We start from the raw sequence: 15,528 nt of genomic DNA on the forward strand, positions 1-15,528 counted from the left end.
GCGGCCCGCCGCGCCCCGTCACGGACGCGGACCCGGTCGCCGAGGCCCGGCGCCTTCTGGCCCACGGCGCGATCCTCGCGGTCAAGGGACTGGGCGGCTACCACCTGGCCTGCGACGCCACCGACCCGGACGTCGTCGCCCGGCTGCGCCGCCGGAAGTCCAGGGGAGACAAGCCGTTCGCCGTCATGGCCGGGAGCCTCGACGACATCGAGCACCTGGTCCGGCTCGCCCCCGAGGAGCGCAGCCTCCTCACGGGCACCAGCAGACCCATCGTGCTCCTGCGCCGCCGCACGGACACCCTGCCCGGCACCGAAGCCCCCTGGCCCGCCCTGGCCGTGGCACCCGGCAGTCCCGACCTCGGCATCATGTTGCCGTACACCCCTCTGCACCATCTCCTTCTCGGCCTGCCCGGCGATCCCGAGGGCCCCCGGCTGCTCGTCATGACCAGCGGAAATGTCTCCGGTGAGCCGATCGTCACCGACGACGAGGAGGCGGTGCAGCGGCTGGAGCACCTGGCCGACGCCTGGCTCACCCACGACCGGCCGATCCATGTGCCGTGCGACGACTCCGTGGTGCGCGTGGTCGACGCCAAGCCGTTGATCGTGCGCCGCGCCCGCGGATACGCGCCCCTGCCACTGACGCTTCCGGTGCCCGTACGCCCGTCCCTCGCCGTCGGAGGAGACCTCAAGAATGTGCTCTGCCTCGGCGAGGACCGCCGGGCCTGGCTCTCCGCGCACATCGGCGACATGGACGACCTCGCCACCCAGCGGGCCTTCGAGCGTGCCGTGACACAACTGGAGTCGGTCACCCCGGTGCGGCCGGAGCTGCTGGCGGCCGACCGGCACCCCCGCTACCGCTCCGTGAGGTTTGCGGTCCGCAATGCGTCGGGCCGGCCCGTCGTCCGCGTCCAGCACCATCACGCCCATGTCGCCGCCGCGATGGCCGAACACGGACTCGACGGCAGCCGGCCGGTGATCGGTGTCGCCTTCGACGGCACGGGGTACGGCGACGACGGAGCGGTGTGGGGCGGGGAGTTCCTGCTCGCGGACTACGACGGATTCACGCGGATCGGGCACCTCGCGTATGTGCCACTGCCCGGGGGCGACGCCGCTGTGCACCGGCCGTACCGCATGGCTCTCGCACACCTGCGTACGGCCGGGATCGACCGGTCGGACGGGCTCGCCTGCGTCGCCGCCTGCCCGCCCGGCGAACTCAGAGTGCTGGAGCAGCAGTTGGAGCGCAACGTGAACTGCGTCCCCACCTCCAGCATGGGTCGGCTCTTCGACGCGGTGTCGTCCCTCGCGGGCGTCTGCCACCGGGCGGGATACGAGGCCCAGGCCGCCGTCGAACTGGAGGCCGCCGCGCTGCGGGCGTCCGGCGGAGACACGGTCGCCTATGCGTTCGCCGTCAGGGCACCGGAGTCGGACGGCGGCCCGGTCCGGGCGGACCCGTCACCCGTCCTCGCGGCGATCGTCGACGACCTGCGCGCGGGCATGGAACCGGCCCTCGTCGCGGCCCGCTTCCACCGGGCCGTCACCGGCCTCGTCCACCGCGTCTGCGTCCTGGCGCGAGAGCGGCACGGAGTGGACACGGTGGCCCTGACCGGCGGCGTGTTCCTCAACTCCCTGCTCTCCTCGGCCTGCGCGAAGTCCCTCGGCGCGGACGGCTTCACCGTGCTGCGCCACCACCTGGTCCCGCCGGGCGACGGCGGCCTCGCCCTGGGCCAGCTGGTGGTGGCCGCCCATGTACCGGACCGGATCGGAGACCCCGACTGACGAACCGTCCCGGCAGCGCCCGACGACACACCACCCCACAGCGAGGAGAAGCCCATGTGCCTGGCGGTACCCGGCAGAGTGCTGGAGATCCAGGAACGCGACGGCACCCGGATGGCCACCGTCGACTTCGGCGGTGTGGTCAAGGAGGTGTGCCTGGAATACCTGCCCGACCTCCAGGTCGGCGAGTACGCCATCGTCCACGTCGGATTCGCCCTGCAGCGCCTCGACGAGGAGTCGGCGAAGCAGACGCTGGAACTGTTCGCCGAACTCGGCATGCTGCAGGAGGAGTTCGGCGACCCCTGGGAAATGGCCGCGGAAGCGGGCGGAGAGCTTCCGCCCGCACGCGAGGAGGCGCGGAAGTGAAGTACATCGACGAGTTCCAGGACCCGGATCTGGCGCGCCGGCTCCTCGACGACATCCACGCAACGGTGACCAGGCCCTGGGCGCTGATGGAGGTCTGCGGCGGACAGACCCACACCATCATCCGCCATGGCATCGACCAACTGCTGCCGGACAAGGTCGAACTGATCCACGGTCCCGGCTGCCCCGTCTGCGTGACCCCCCTGGAGACCATCGACAAGGCACTGGAGATCGCCTCCCGCCCGGAAGTGATCTTCTGCTCCTTCGGCGACATGCTCCGCGTGCCCGGCACCGGACGGGACCTGTTCCAGGTGCGCGGGGAAGGCGGAGACGTACGGGTCGTCTACTCGCCCCTCGACGCCCTGAGGATCGCGCAGCAGAACCCCGGCCGGCAGGTGGTGTTCTTCGGCATCGGCTTCGAGACGACCGCGCCCCCCAACGCGATGACGGTGTATCAGGCCCGCAAGCTGGGCATCCCGAACTTCAGCCTGCTGGTGTCCCATGTGCGGGTGCCTCCGGCCATCGAAGCGATCATGCTGTCCCCGAGCTGCCGGGTCCAGGGGTTCCTGGCCGCCGGGCACGTGTGCAGCGTGATGGGCGTGGGGGAGTACCCGGAGCTGGCGGAGCGCCACCGTGTCCCGATCGTCGTGACCGGCTTCGAACCCCTCGACATCCTCGAAGGCGTACGCCGGACCATGCTGCAGCTGGAACGCGGCGAGCACACGGTCGACAACGCCTACCCCCGGGCCGTCCGCCCCGAGGGGAACCCGGCCGCCAAGGCCATGCTGGAGGACGTCTTCGAGGTCACCGACCGCGCCTGGCGCGGTATCGGCGTGATCCCCGACAGCGGCTGGCGGCTGTCCGCCAAGTACCGCGACTACGACGCCGAGCACCGCTTCTCGGTCGAGGGCATCCAGACCCGCGAACCGGCCGCATGCCGCAGCGGCGAGGTACTGCAGGGCCTGCTCAGACCACACGAGTGCGAGGCGTTCGGCACCCTGTGCACACCCCGTACCCCGCTCGGAGCCACGATGGTCTCCAGCGAGGGCGCCTGCGCCGCGTACTACCTCTACCGGCGCCTGGACACCACCCCTGCGCCCCGGGAGGCGACCCCCGTTGTCTGAGACCACCGACCTGATCACGCCGCCCATGGACCCGTCGGCCTGGACCTGCCCGGCTCCGCTGCGCGACCAGTCCCGCATCGTCATGGGCCACGGCGGAGGCGGGGCGCTCTCCGCGGAACTGGTCCAGCACGTCTTCGCGCCCGCCTTCGGTTCAGACGTGCTCGCCCAGCTGGGCGATGCCGCTGCGCTGACGCTGGGCGGTGTGCGACTGGCCTTCTCCACCGACTCGTTCGTGGTGCGCCCGCTGTTCTTCCCCGGCGGCAGCATCGGCGATCTCGCCGTCAACGGCACCGTCAACGACCTCGCCATGAGCGGCGCCCGGGCCTCGTATCTCTCCTGCGGATTCATCCTGGAGGAGGGCGTGGAACTGCGGACCGTCTCCCGGGTGGCGGAAGCGCTCGGCGCGGCCGCGCGGGCCGCCGGAGTCGAGGTGGCGACGGGTGACACCAAGGTGGTGGAGGCCGGCCACGGCGACGGGATCTACGTCAACACGGCCGGTATCGGGGTGATCCCGGCGGGCGTCGACCTGCGACCGCAGAGGGTCGTCCCCGGCGACATCGTGATCGTCAGCGGTGGCATCGGCGTGCACGGTGTGGCGATCATGAGCGTTCGTGAGGGCCTCGAATTCGGCGTGGAGATCGAGAGCGACTGCGCGGCCCTCGGCGGCCTTGTCGAGACCATGCTCGCCGTCACCCCGGACCTGCACGTTCTGCGCGACCCCACCCGGGGCGGGCTTGCGGCCGCGCTGAACGAGATCGCGGCCGCCTCGGACACCGGCGTCGTCATCGGTGAACGTGACATCCCGGTGCCGCCCGCCGTCGCCAACGCCTGCGCCGTGCTGGGCCTGGACCCCATGTACGTCGCCAACGAGGGCAAGCTGGTCGCGTTCGTACCGCGCGAGCACGCGGACGGCGTGCTGGACGCGATGCGGTCGCACCCCCTGGGCAGGGAGGCCAGGATCATCGGCGAGGTCGTGGAGGACCACCCGGGCATGGTGGTGGCCCGTACCGGGCTGGGCGGCACCCGGGTGGTGGACATGCCGATCGGGGAGCAACTGCCGAGGATCTGCTGACGCCGCGTCGACCGAGGCGGATCCATGGCGGGACCGCTGCGGTCGCGATGTCCTGCACCACCCGCCCGGTCAGGCCATCGTTCTGCGGGCTGTAGGCGTCCGCGATGACGTACCGCCCGATGCCCGCCGGCGGATGCGGTGCAGCGGTGCCGGGCATTCCCCCGGCACCGCGCGGAGGGCGCTTGTGCCCCGGCCGCGGGTCAGCCGGATGATCCAGCCACTCCGGCGGGCCGCCAGGCGGACATGTTCGTGTAGTGCTGGACCAGCGTTGCCCGGGTCCACGCGCCGTTGGCGTAGCGCATGGTGTGGAAGAGCGTGCCGCGGTCATCGTCGGAGGCGAAAACGGGGGCTGCGGGGCTGACGCCCACCGGCCAGTACGGCCTCGAAGGCGCCGCCTGGCTGATGGGGGACGTCTCCACCTGGCTGGACGAACCCGACCGCCTGGAGCTGGTCCTGCGGGCGCTGCGGCAGACCGAGTCCGTGCCGTCGCTGCTCGGCGTCAGTGGTCATCTGCTCACCGCAGGGAGGAAGCAGCTCTGAGCCGACCGGGAGCCCGGAGAGAGCTACGGTGCTCACCCCGTTGTGTACGGCGAGGCTCCGTCCGCCCCGGCCGTCCACGCCGCGGAGGTCTTCCGCACGGTCGGTGCCGTGGAGGTCCTGGAACTCGGTGGGGCAGTTGCGCGACGCAGCGCGGGCCCAAGAGGTAGCTCGGAGCGCTCGGATACTTCGGCTGCAGCGGCGGCGCCGACCTCAGCATCGTCATCCGCACCGCCGTCATCGCCGACGACCGGCTGCACCTGGGCGCCGGTGGGGCGATCGTCCTCGGCTCCGATCCGGACGCCGAGTACGACGAGATGCTGCTGAAGACCGCAGCCCCCATGCGCGCCCACCGGGAGCACACCGCCGCCCCGGCCACCGAGGAGGAGCCGGCCCGATGACGACACCCCAAGCCACGCTGACCGCCTCCGACGTGGAGGCGCCCGGGAACCTCGCGGCGCACCTCGCCACGCTCGCCGAGCGGCGCTCGTGGACCGACCGCCCCGCCTTCCACCAGGGGCACCGCTCCTGGACCCACGGCGAGGTGCACGACCTCGCTGCCCGCGCGGCCACCGTGCTCGCCCAGCACGGCGTCGGCCCCGGCGACCGGGTGCTGCTCGCCCTGCCCGACTCGATCGCCTGGGTGACGGCCTTCCTCGCCACCGCCCGCCTCGGCGCCGCCGCGGTCCTGGTCAACCCCGAACTCACACCGCCCGAACTGGAGTTCATGGCCGACGACAGCGAGGCCGTGCTGTGCGTGACAGGACCGGGACTCGACGACCGGTTCCCGCGCCGCACCCGCCTCGGAGCCGACCAGCTCGTCGCGCTCACAAGCACGGCCCGGCCCACGACCACGGCCCACCAGGTCGACGCGCACACCCCGCTCTACATCCAGTACACCTCCGGAACCACGGGGCGCCCCAAGGGAGTCGTGCACCGCCACGGCGACCCGAAGGCGTACCACGACCTCATCGGCCGGCGGCTGCTGAGGATCACCCCGGACGACGTCACCCTGTCGGCCTCGAAGCTGTTCTTCGCCTACGGCTTCGGCAACGCCTTCGTCTTCCCGCTGTTCTCCGGCTCCTCCGCCGTCCTGGTGGACCGGCGCCCGAACCCGGCCGCCGTGGACGAACTCGTCGTACGGCACCGGGTCACCCTGCTCTACTCGGTGCCCTCCCAGTACGCGGCCCTGGTGGCGGAGCGGGCGGACGGGCACGAGGCCTGCTTCGCCTCCGTACGGGCCGCCGTCTCGGCCGGCGAGGGCCTGCCCGCAGGGCTGGGCCGGCGGATCACCGATCTGCTCGGCGCCCCCGTGCTGGAGCAGATCGGCTCCACCGAGGCCGGACACGCCTTCTGCGCCAACAGCTTCGAGTACAACCATCCGGGCACCGTGGGCCGCCCCGTACCCGGCTTCGAGGTGGAGCTGCGCGACCGCGACGGACACCGGGTTCCCGACGGCGAGGAGGGCGAACTGTGGGTCCGCGGGCCGACGGTGACGTCGGGCTACCTCAACCGGCCGGAGGAGACCGGACGCACCTTCGTCGGCGGCTGGCTGGCCACCCGGGACCGGGCACGCCGCGAACCCGACGGCACCTACACACACCTGGGCCGCGCGGACGACATGGAGATGGTCGGCGGCATCACCGTCTCTCCACTGGAGGTCGAGGCCCTGCTGCGGACCCACCCGGCGGTCAAGGAGGTCGCGGTCGCCGCTGTGACCGACCACCGCGGCGCGGGCCGGCTGCGCGCCTTCGTCGTCCCCGTCACCCCGATACCGGTCGGTCTCGAAGCCGATCTCGTCTGCCTGGCCCGCGAGCACCTCGCCGCCTTCAAGGTCCCCAGAAGCGTCAGCTTCGTGCCGTCGCTGCCCCGCACCCCCACCGGAAAGCTCCGCCGCCACCTGGTCCGCCGGGGAGCGTGGTGACCCGATGACCGTCATCGCCGACTCGCCCACGACACGCAACGGCACCCCCACAGAAAGGACCGGGCCCATGCGACAGCAACAGCCCCTGCTCGCCGACCGTGCCTTCTACCTGGGGCCGATGTTCCGGCAGGCGGCGGCCCGTCACGGCGGAGTTTTCGTCACCCTCGACCGGCCGCTCGACGTCGCCCCCCACGTCGGAGTCTCCCTCACCTACAGCGTGCTCGCACAGCTCGTCGAGGAGCTGTCCGGCCGCCTGTGGGAGGCGGGGATACGACCCTCCGAGCACGTGGTGGTCCACAAGACCGACAACGTGGACATCGTCCTGCTCACCTGCGCCCTCTCCCGGATCGGCGCCGTCCCCCTGGAGAAGTACGCCGGCGCCGAACCCCCGGCGCCCATCCGGCTCCACCCCCGGGAGCCGTCCCTGATCACCCACAGCTCGGGCACCACCGGCATCCCCAAGCTCGCCGTGCACTGCCCGAACACCATGTGGAACCGTCTCGTGCCCCAGAAGGCCATGGGCCTGCCCACCCGTGGCGAGACCGCGGCGCTGCACATGTCGTTCGTGCACTCGCGCTTCTACCACCGGCTCGGCGTCCTGCTGCACTACGGCAGCCCGCTCGTGCTGATCACCGACCCCGACCCCACCAAGGTGGCCCCGCTCCTCGTCCGGCACCGCCCCGGAATCGTCGAGACCCACCCCAACACCTTCGTATTGTGGGAGGAGTTGACCGACGCGCCCGGCGCGCCGCTGTCCCGGGTGCGCTCGTACGGCTCGACCTTCGACGCGATCCACCCGCGCACCGTCCAGCGGTTGCTCGACGCCTCCAAGCGCCGCTTGCCATGGCTGATCCAGCTGTACGGGCAGAGCGAGACGGGCCCGGTCGCCTTCCAGTTGTTCACCCGGCGCACCGCGGCCCGCGCCGACGGCCGCCGCGTGGGCATCGGCATCCCCGGCTTCACCCGGGTCCGTGTCACGGACGACTCCGGCAGGCGCACCAGGCCCGGCACGCCCGGCCGGATCGAGGCCCGCACCCGGGGCCGCATCCTCACCTGTCTCGGCGCCCGCGAGCAGTATCTTCGCCAACTGGACGGCGGCTGGTGGCAGATGGGCGACATGGGCTACCAGAGTCGCTTGGGCGCCCTCTACCTGATCGACCGCGAAATCGACCAGATCGACTCGACTGCGGATCTGCCTCCCATGGCCGACCCGCGGCAGTGGCGGTTCGAGGAACTGCCGATGACCGCCACCAGGAAGGTGAAGCGGGTGGAGATCACCCGCATGCTGGCCGAGAGCAGCCGGGCGTGAGTGCGGTCGTCGTCGTGGGGGCGGGCCCGGTGGGCCTCGCGGCCGCACTCGGTCTGCGGGCCCACGGCCTCCCCGTCGTCGTCCTGGAGGCGGACCCGGAAGGCCGGGTACGCCCGGGCAGCCGCGCCCTGTTCGTCCACCGCGAGACCCTTCAGCTGCTCGACGCGATGCGCCCCGGGCTGGCCGACGAGATCTCCGCGTACGGACGCACCTGGCACACCAGGCGCACCCTCTACCGAGGCCGCGAGGTGTACTCCCGGACGTTCCCGCCCCCCTCGGGGACGCCGCCCTTCACCAGTCTGCGGCAGGTGGACACCGAACGCTTCCTGCTCGTCGCCTGCGAGGAGGCCGGGGTGGAGTTCGTCTGGGACGCCCGGGTGGCCGGGGTACGGTCCAGCGCGACCGGCGTCGTGCTGACCGGTGAGGACGGCCGCACCTGGGCCGCCACCCATGTGATCGCCGCCGACGGCGCCCGCTCGGCCGTACGGCGCGAACTGGGCATCCCGCTGGAGGGCAGCCGTTCGAACGGCTTCCACGTAGTGGTGGACGTCGCCGACATCCCGGGCGCGGAACTCCCGCTGGAGCGGGTCTTCCACTACGAGCACCCCGGTGTCGGCGGACGCAGCGTGATGAGGGTGCCCTTCACCGGGGGGTTCCAGCTCGACCTGCAGTGCCGGGACGACGACACGGAAGAGGCGTACGGCACCGAGGAGGCCGTACGGCGGTGGCTTCCCGCGGTGGCGGGGGAGGGGTACGAGGACCGGGTCCTGTGGGTGTCGACGTACCGCTTCCTGCGCAAGGTCGCGGCGAGCTTCACGGACCCGCACTACCGGGTGCTGCTCGCCGGTGAGGCGGCACATCTCTTCCCGCCGTTCGGTGCGCGCGGCATGAACAGTGGGATCGCGGACGCCGCAGCGGCCGCCGAGGCCGTCGCCACCGGGACAGTGGAGGCGGTCGCGGAGTGCGCCGCGGCACGGCGAGGGGCGGCGCTGTTCAACAGCGCCGCCGCCGGGACGGCCCTGGCCCATTTGCGGCCCGAGCGCCGGATCGTACGGGCCAAACAGCGCGCGGCCGCGGCACTCTCCCCCGTCCTGCCGTGGTGCGGCGCCTGGCTGGAGCACGCCCCGTACGGGCCCCGGAACGGCTCAGCGGCGAGCGCCGGCCGCAAGTACTGACGAAGGAGCTTCGATGACACAACCGGCCGTCCTGGAAGGCCTGTTGGAGTGGAGCCCGGCCGGCTGGCCGGCCGACGGACCCGACAGCGGCGGGCGTCTGCTCGTCGCCGACTCATGGCTGCTGCGCGACGGACGCGTGCGTGGCTTCGAGCGGCACCGTGAACGCTTCCTGCGCGCGTGCGGCGCGTGCGACGGCCCTCCGCTGCGCCGGCTCATCGAGTTCTGGCGGGACATGACCGCAGTGCTTCCGCGCACCGGGGAGTGGTTTCCCCGCGTCGAACTCACCGCGGGCTCCCACCGGTTGAGGATCCTGCTGCGCCAGGCGCCGCCGCTCGCGAGAGACGTGCGGGTCTGGGCGGTGGGCCAGCCCGACCCGCGGACCGTGCCCCGCCGCAAGGGGCCGGACCTGGACTCCCTGGCCCGGGTCCGCAAACGGGCCTTGTCGCACGGTGCCGAGGAGGCGGTCCTGATCGCCCCTTCCGGGGTGGTGCTGGAGGGCGCCCACTCCAGCCTGGTGTGGTGGGAGGACGACACCCTGTGCCTGCCCTCGCCGCAGCTGCCCGTCCTCGCCGGAGTGACGATCGGTCTCATCCAGGAACGTGCCGCCCGTGACGGTATCCGTGTCGCCCATCGCGAGCGGACCGTGGGGGAGCTGGACGGTTGTGAGGTGTGGCTGGTGAACGCCCTGCACGGCATCCGGCCCGTGGCGGAGTGGACCGAGTGGACGGAGCGGTCCATGACCGCGGGAACTGCGGTGCGTGCGGCGGAATGGCGGGCCTGGCTGGAGGACATTATGGAGCCGCTTCCGGAGGGTCGCTGAATCAGCGTCGGCTGAAACACAGGAAATCGCGCCGGGCCCAATTCCTTTGGGACGCGGCGCGATAAGGGATGTTCGGATTCGGATTTACTTCTGGGCGGGCTTGTAGGCGCCCGGAACCATTCGCGTCGCGATGGCGATACGGTTGTACGCGTTGATGACGGTGGCCGCCCAGATGAGCGCCGCGATCTGTGCCTCGTCGAAGACCTCGGCGGCCTCCGCGTACACCGCGTCCGGGACATGCCCGTCGTGCACCAGGGTCACGGCCTCGGTCAACGCCAGTGCGGCGCGCTCCCGTTCGGTGAAGAACGGGGTCTCCCGCCAGGCGTTCAGCGCGTAGATCCGCTGCTCGGTCTCGCCCTGGGCGCGGGCGTCCTTGGTGTGCATGTCGAGGCAGAACGCACAGCCGTTGATCTGTGAGGCACGAATTCTCACGAGCTCGAGGAGCTCGGGTTCCACCTTGGCGTCCTGCGCCGCGGAAACGGCGGCGGCATGCAGGGCACCCATCGCCCCGGACACCTCGGGAGTAATTCGCTTGAGCGGTACGCGAGACGGAGAATCGCTTTTGACCATGGGAAGACTCTATCTCCCTGATGGGGGAGGTGAATAGGGAACCCGGAATTCACTTGTAAAGCTCGCCCACGTTCGGGCGCGGCGCGGGGCGGTGGTGTGCGGCGGGGCCTTCCGCGAAGGCGCGCAGGAGGTTTTCCGTGGTGCGGGTGACGAAGGCGCGGGTGCGGGTGTCCATACCGTGGTCGTGACCGCCGTCCGCGGTGCCGGCCATCAGCGCCTCCACCCAGCGCATGGTGCCGGTCGCGAAGACACCCGCGCCGCTGGGGACCGTGTAGTAGGCCGAATCGCTGTGGCTGCGCCGGCCGTTGCACACCAGGGGCGAGTGGGCCGTGATCTCCAGTGGCTCGGGGACGGGTGCACCCGGGGTGACCCGGTCGTACTCGACGCCGACCAGGTGGTCGAAGCCGTCGCCGGGCCTGACGCCCGTGCCCTCGTACAGCCAGTGGTCGGCCGCGTGGACGACGTACGGCGCGTCCGTCGGAAAGCCCTCGTAGAGCACGCCCGTCAGCGACGACTCGGGGGCGGCCGCCGGGGACTGGCGGAAGTCCGTCGTCACCAGGGTGGGGTGGGTCGTGAAGCAGGGGTCGGCCCGGAAGGAGGACTTGTAGCAGACCACCGTGCGGTCGGGCTGCTTCTCGCTCTGCTCCAGACGGACCCGGCGGAAACAGGTGTTGGCTCCGAGGAAGGCGACGTTGGTGCCGGCGTCGCGGGCCTCGGTGACATGCTGCCGTTGCTCCGGGGTCCAGTACTCGTCATGGCCGAGACAGAGGACGGCGGTCGCTCCCCGCAGAACCTCCGGGTCGCGATGCACGTCCGTCCCGGTGGTGTACGCGAGGGGTATGCCGAGCCGCTCGGCCAGCACCACGGCCGCCCGTTCGTACACCAGGAACTTCTCCGCACCCTCGGCGTCGTAGGGCCGGTCGAAGCTGACGGCGAGGGACCGTGCGGCGTACGAGCCGGAGGAACCGGCGTAGAGGCTGTAGCCGCCCCACCGGTTGTACGCCTGCCAGGTGGCCGGGGCGTGCATCAGGACCGTACGGCCCATGCCCTGCGTGGAGCGCACGATGAGCGGGACGTAGCGCTGGTGGCCGCTGTCCGCCTCCAGCCGCAGCAGGTACGCGCCCTCCGGCCATCCGGCCGTGGTGAACGTGAGCGTGCGCTGCCAGTCGGCGCGGACCGTGCGGGTGTCGGTGAGGAAGCGCGGTTCCGGCTGGGCGCGGCCCGGAATGCGCTCGGAGGACCAGACGAGCCGGGCCTGCGCCCCGCCGTACCAGCCGATACGGAAGGCCGAGACACGGAAGGACGACGCGGTCGTGGAGACGTACAGGCCGCACTCCTCGCCCGGGGTCACACTCACCCGGTCGGCGTAGCCGGCGACGGCCGTGGGGGGCCCTTGGGACCGGATTCGCCAGTCGGGTGTACCGCCACGGTCCCGTTCCGCCTCGGCCCGGTGGGAAGCGTTGGCCCGGGGATGTCCGAGCGCGGGAGGAGCCGGATCGCAGGCGGCGGCCGTCGCCGAAGTGAGCCCGATACCGGCGCACACGCCGAGGAAGTGCCGACGCCGCAGCCCCTGTACATGTGCTGTCGAGTGCTCCGGCGTACCTTGCTCGTCGGGGCCCACATCGCCTCCCTGCTTCCGGCTTGTGCACGACTGCCCCTTCGGGGCCAGCGTGGCACAGCACGGAGGGTCGCGCGCCCCGCCGCGGGCCGCCGGACGTCAGGTGGGCGCGGGGCGCAGAGCCTGCAGCACGGCCCAGACGACGGAGATGAACGGGACGGCCACGACGGCGCCGATCACCCCCGCGACGATGCTGCCCGCGATGACGGACACGGCGATGACGAGCGGGTGGAGGCTGACGGCCCAGCTCATCACGAGGGGATGCAGGACGTGCCCCTCGAGCTGGCCGACGAAGACGATGAGCACGAGCACGGCCGCGGCCGTGAGGGGACCGCGCCCGGCGAGCGCGACCACGGTGGCCACACCGAGCGCGACCGGCGAGCCGACCAGCGGCACGAACGCGGCGAAGAACTCCAGCAGGGTGAGCGGCAGCGCGAGCGGCACCCGCAGCAGGAGCAGGGCGACACCGACGAGCACGGCGTTGGTGGCGGCCACGATGATGATGCCGCGCGTGTACCCGGCGAAGGTCCGCCAGGCCGCGTGCCCCGCTCGGTCCCATGCCGCCCGGGCGCCCCGGGGCAGGAGCTGGTCACGCGCCCAGAACCACAGGCGTTCGCCGGAGTGGATGAAGAAGGCGGAGGAGAAGAGCGCGAGGGCGGCCCCGGTGATCAGTTCGACGACTCTGCCGAGGCCGCTGAGGGCGCTGCTGAGCAGGTCGGCCCGGTGGGACGAGAAGTAGGAGCCGATCTGCCTCTGCAGATCGGAGAGTTTGCGGTGGCTGAGCCGGAAGGGCGGGCGCTCGAGCCAGTGTTCGATCTGCCGGATGCCGCCGCGGAACTCCCCGGCCAGCTTCCCCGATTCGCCGGCCACCGCGTCGCCCACGAGGGCGAGCAGGGAGAACAACAGCAGCAGGCTGCCGACGAGGGCGATCGCGACGGTGAGAGGCCGCGGGAGCCAACGGGACAGCAGGTCGGCGAGGGGGCGCAGCACCGAGGTGATGACGAGCGCGAGGAACACCGCCACCGCGATGAGCTGGAAGCGGCCCAGGACGGTGAAGACGCCGTAGACGACAACACCGATGATGACCAGACGCCAGGCGTAGGCGGCGGCGATGCGCAACCAGGGGACCGTCCGCTCGGCCGCCGTGACCCCGCGGTCGGCCGGGGCGCGGCGAGGGAGGCGTACGGAGTGGGACGGCCTGCTGCCGATCACCACGGACGACACCCGGCGTCCTCGCCCAGGCCCGCCCGCCGGACCGCCCGCGTTCGCCACCACACCTCCCGGGTCCTGACTGTGAGTCACCTCCAGAGCACAGTAGGGGCAAAGCGGACAGGGATCGGCGCGCAACGCGCCCGCGCACGCGGCGCGTGATCTCGCACGGTCTGCACGGCCAGGAGGGTCACTGCAGGTGAGCAAGGGTCCTCCGGAAGACGCTCCACCCAGTATCCTGAGGCCTGAGGGTTTGCCCTTGATCCGCACCTTTGTCTGTCTGTTCGGTCGGAGGAAGCGATGAGCGGGGAAGGGCCCGGGCGCTCTGAGCAAAGCCTGCCCAAGCTGCGGCTGGACGAGCTTCTGGACGAATTGCAGTCCCGTATCGACGCGGCACGGGGCACCCGCGACCGGGTGCACAGCCTCCTGGAAGCCGTGCTGTCGGTCGGCCGGGAGCTGGACCTGCCGCAGGTCCTGCGCAGCATCGTCGAGGCGGCCGTGGTGCTCGTGGACGCCGAGTACGGTGCGCTGGGCGTGATCGGTGACGACCGTATGCTCTCGGAGTTCCACACCGTCGGCATCAGCAAGGACGAACGGGCGGACATCGGGGCGCTGCCGAGCGGACACGGCATCCTCGGGGAGCTGATCCGGCACCCCGAGCCGCTGCGCCTCGCGGAGATCTCGGAGCACCCCGCCTCCTACGGCTTCCCGGCCCACCACCCGCCGATGCACTCCTTCCTCGGAGTGCCCATCCGGGTGCGCGACAAGGTCTTCGGGAACCTCTACCTCACCGAGAAGCGCGGCGCCGCGGAGTTCGATGCCGAGGACGAGTCGGTGCTCTCCACCCTGGCGGTGGCGGCCGGTATCGCCATCGACAACGCCCGGCTGTACGAGGAGACGCGGCTGCGGGAGCGCTGGCTCAGGGTGAGCTCCGAGGTCACCAGCGCGCTGCTGTCGGGTGCCCCGAGCGCGGACGTGCTGGAGCTGATCGTCGAGCAGGCGCGGGAGATCGTCTCCGCCGATGTGGGGATGATCGCCGAGCGGGTGCCCGGGGAGGAGGTGCTGCGGCCGCTGCTCGCGGTGGGTCTCGCGGCGGAGCGGCGGCGGGGTCTCGTACTGACAGGGCAGGACGGCTTCGTGGAGGCCGTCCTCAGCACGGCGGAGCCGGTGGTCAGCGCCGACATCCGGCACGACCCCCGGACCGACCCCGACTCCGCGCTCTGGGCCGGACTCGGACCCGTGGTCGGCGTGCCGCTGGGCGCGGGCGGCAAGTCCATCGGGGTGCTGCTGCTGGGCCGTGCGGCGGGGCGCACGGCGTTCACGGACGCCGACTCCGGGCCGCTGCTCGGGTTCGCCGGGCAGGCGGCACTCGCCCTCGAGCTTGCGGAGCGGCGCCGGGACGCGGAGCAGATCACCCTGCTGCAGGACCGCGACCGCATCGCCCGCGATCTGCACGACCTGGCCATTCAGCGACTGTTCGCGGCCGGGATGACCCTGCAGAGCACCGAGCGCTTCGTCGACCACCCCGAGGCCGTCGAGCGGTTGTCGCGGACCGTCGACGACCTCGACGAGACCATCAAGATCATCAGGTCCACCATTTTCGGTCTGCGGACGCATGGCAGCGGGCCGAAGGAGGAGGCCGGCCTGCGCAGGAGGGTGTCCGAGACGATCACGGCGTCGGCCGCTTCACTGGGCTTCACCCCCGCGCTGCGGATCGAGGGTCTCGTGGACACCGATGTCCCCGGCGACGTGGCCGATCATGTGATCGCGGTCCTCGGCGAGGCCCTCAGCAACACGGCCCGGCACGCCGGGGCACGCTCCGTGGACGTGCATCTGCGGTGCGCCGAGGGCGAGTTGACGCTCACGGTGGCCGACGACGGCTGTGGGGTACCTGCGGGTGTCACGCGCAGCGGGCTCAGGAACCTGGAGGAGCGCGCCGTCGCACTGGGCGGCACGCTCACCCTGGGCGAATGCCGCCGGGGCGGCGGGACGCGGCTGGTATGGCGGGTGCCGGTAGCGGGAAGCTGACGGCGCG

The 15,528-nt window shown here is 71.8% G+C and carries 13 protein-coding genes and 1 pseudogene; 11 read left to right on the forward strand and 3 right to left on the reverse strand.

Annotated elements, in window-relative coordinates; all coding sequences use genetic code 11:
- From hypF to ABT186_RS39140, 10 genes and pseudogenes are all read left to right on the forward strand, one after another.
- Positions 1-1,775 (forward strand): carbamoyltransferase HypF (hypF, locus tag ABT186_RS39095; protein ID WP_351929146.1); only part of this gene is annotated, 1,775 nt, incomplete at its 5' end.
- Positions 1,776-1,829: 54 nt separating this feature from the next.
- Positions 1,830-2,138 carry a HypC/HybG/HupF family hydrogenase formation chaperone gene (locus ABT186_RS39100; protein WP_351226299.1) on the forward strand — a complete coding sequence of 103 codons (309 nt, stop codon included), beginning with the start codon at positions 1,830-1,832 and terminating at the stop codon, positions 2,136-2,138.
- Complete coding sequence (gene hypD / locus ABT186_RS39105; RefSeq protein ID WP_351929148.1) at positions 2,135-3,259, forward strand: hydrogenase formation protein HypD; 1,125 nt, start codon at positions 2,135-2,137, stop codon at positions 3,257-3,259. The genes ABT186_RS39100 and hypD overlap by 4 nt, the downstream gene beginning before the upstream one ends.
- Positions 3,252-4,331 (forward strand): hydrogenase expression/formation protein HypE, encoded by a 1,080-nt coding sequence (hypE, locus tag ABT186_RS39110; protein WP_502973469.1) that lies wholly within the window; start codon positions 3,252-3,254, stop codon positions 4,329-4,331. Before hypD ends, hypE begins: the two co-directional genes overlap by 8 nt.
- A gap of 300 nt (positions 4,332-4,631) precedes the next feature.
- Positions 4,632-4,871, forward strand: a complete 240-nt coding sequence (locus tag ABT186_RS39115) for a hypothetical protein (protein ID WP_351226295.1) — start codon at positions 4,632-4,634, stop codon at positions 4,869-4,871.
- Between the two features lie 170 nt (positions 4,872-5,041).
- A pseudogene (locus tag ABT186_RS39120) lies at positions 5,042-5,269 on the forward strand (chorismate-binding protein); the annotation flags it as partial.
- Positions 5,266-6,792, forward strand: a complete 1,527-nt coding sequence (locus ABT186_RS39125; protein WP_351929150.1) for a benzoate-CoA ligase family protein — start codon at positions 5,266-5,268, stop codon at positions 6,790-6,792. The pseudogene ABT186_RS39120 and the gene ABT186_RS39125, both read left to right, overlap by 4 nt.
- Positions 6,793-6,859: 67 nt before the next feature.
- A complete protein-coding gene (locus ABT186_RS39130; RefSeq protein ID WP_351929152.1) occupies positions 6,860-8,101 on the forward strand; it encodes an AMP-binding protein in 1,242 nt (413 codons plus the stop codon).
- Entirely contained in the window at positions 8,098-9,276 is a 1,179-nt protein-coding gene (locus ABT186_RS39135; protein WP_351929154.1) for an FAD-dependent monooxygenase, read from the forward strand. The genes ABT186_RS39130 and ABT186_RS39135 overlap by 4 nt, the downstream gene beginning before the upstream one ends.
- A gap of 13 nt (positions 9,277-9,289) precedes the next feature.
- Positions 9,290-10,096 carry an aminotransferase class IV gene (locus ABT186_RS39140; RefSeq protein ID WP_351929156.1) on the forward strand — a complete coding sequence of 269 codons (807 nt, stop codon included), beginning with the start codon at positions 9,290-9,292 and terminating at the stop codon, positions 10,094-10,096.
- 84 nt (positions 10,097-10,180) lie between these two features.
- On the opposite strand, the gene ABT186_RS39145 is transcribed toward ABT186_RS39140, so the two are convergent.
- The 3 genes from ABT186_RS39145 to ABT186_RS39155 all read right to left on the reverse strand — a co-directional run bounded on the left by ABT186_RS39145 (position 10,181) and on the right by ABT186_RS39155 (position 13,556).
- Positions 10,181-10,666 (reverse strand): carboxymuconolactone decarboxylase family protein, encoded by a 486-nt coding sequence (locus ABT186_RS39145; RefSeq protein WP_351226285.1) that lies wholly within the window; start codon positions 10,664-10,666, stop codon positions 10,181-10,183.
- A 49-nt stretch (positions 10,667-10,715) separates the two neighbouring features.
- A complete protein-coding gene (locus ABT186_RS39150; RefSeq protein ID WP_502973470.1) occupies positions 10,716-12,287 on the reverse strand; it encodes a N,N-dimethylformamidase beta subunit family domain-containing protein in 1,572 nt (523 codons plus the stop codon).
- Between the two features lie 96 nt (positions 12,288-12,383).
- Entirely contained in the window at positions 12,384-13,556 is a 1,173-nt protein-coding gene (locus ABT186_RS39155) for an AI-2E family transporter (protein WP_502973473.1), read from the reverse strand.
- Between the two features lie 237 nt (positions 13,557-13,793).
- Here ABT186_RS39155 and ABT186_RS39160 point away from each other — a divergent pair, with 237 nt between their 5' ends.
- Positions 13,794-15,521: a GAF domain-containing sensor histidine kinase gene (locus ABT186_RS39160; protein WP_351929158.1), complete on the forward strand. Its 1,728-nt coding sequence runs from the start codon at positions 13,794-13,796 to the stop codon at positions 15,519-15,521.
- Positions 15,522-15,528 lie beyond the last annotated feature (7 nt).

Origin of the sequence: Streptomyces sp. NPDC001634, from assembly GCF_040298185.1 — a bacterium.
In the GTDB taxonomy this organism is placed as follows: domain Bacteria; phylum Actinomycetota; class Actinomycetes; order Streptomycetales; family Streptomycetaceae; genus Streptomyces.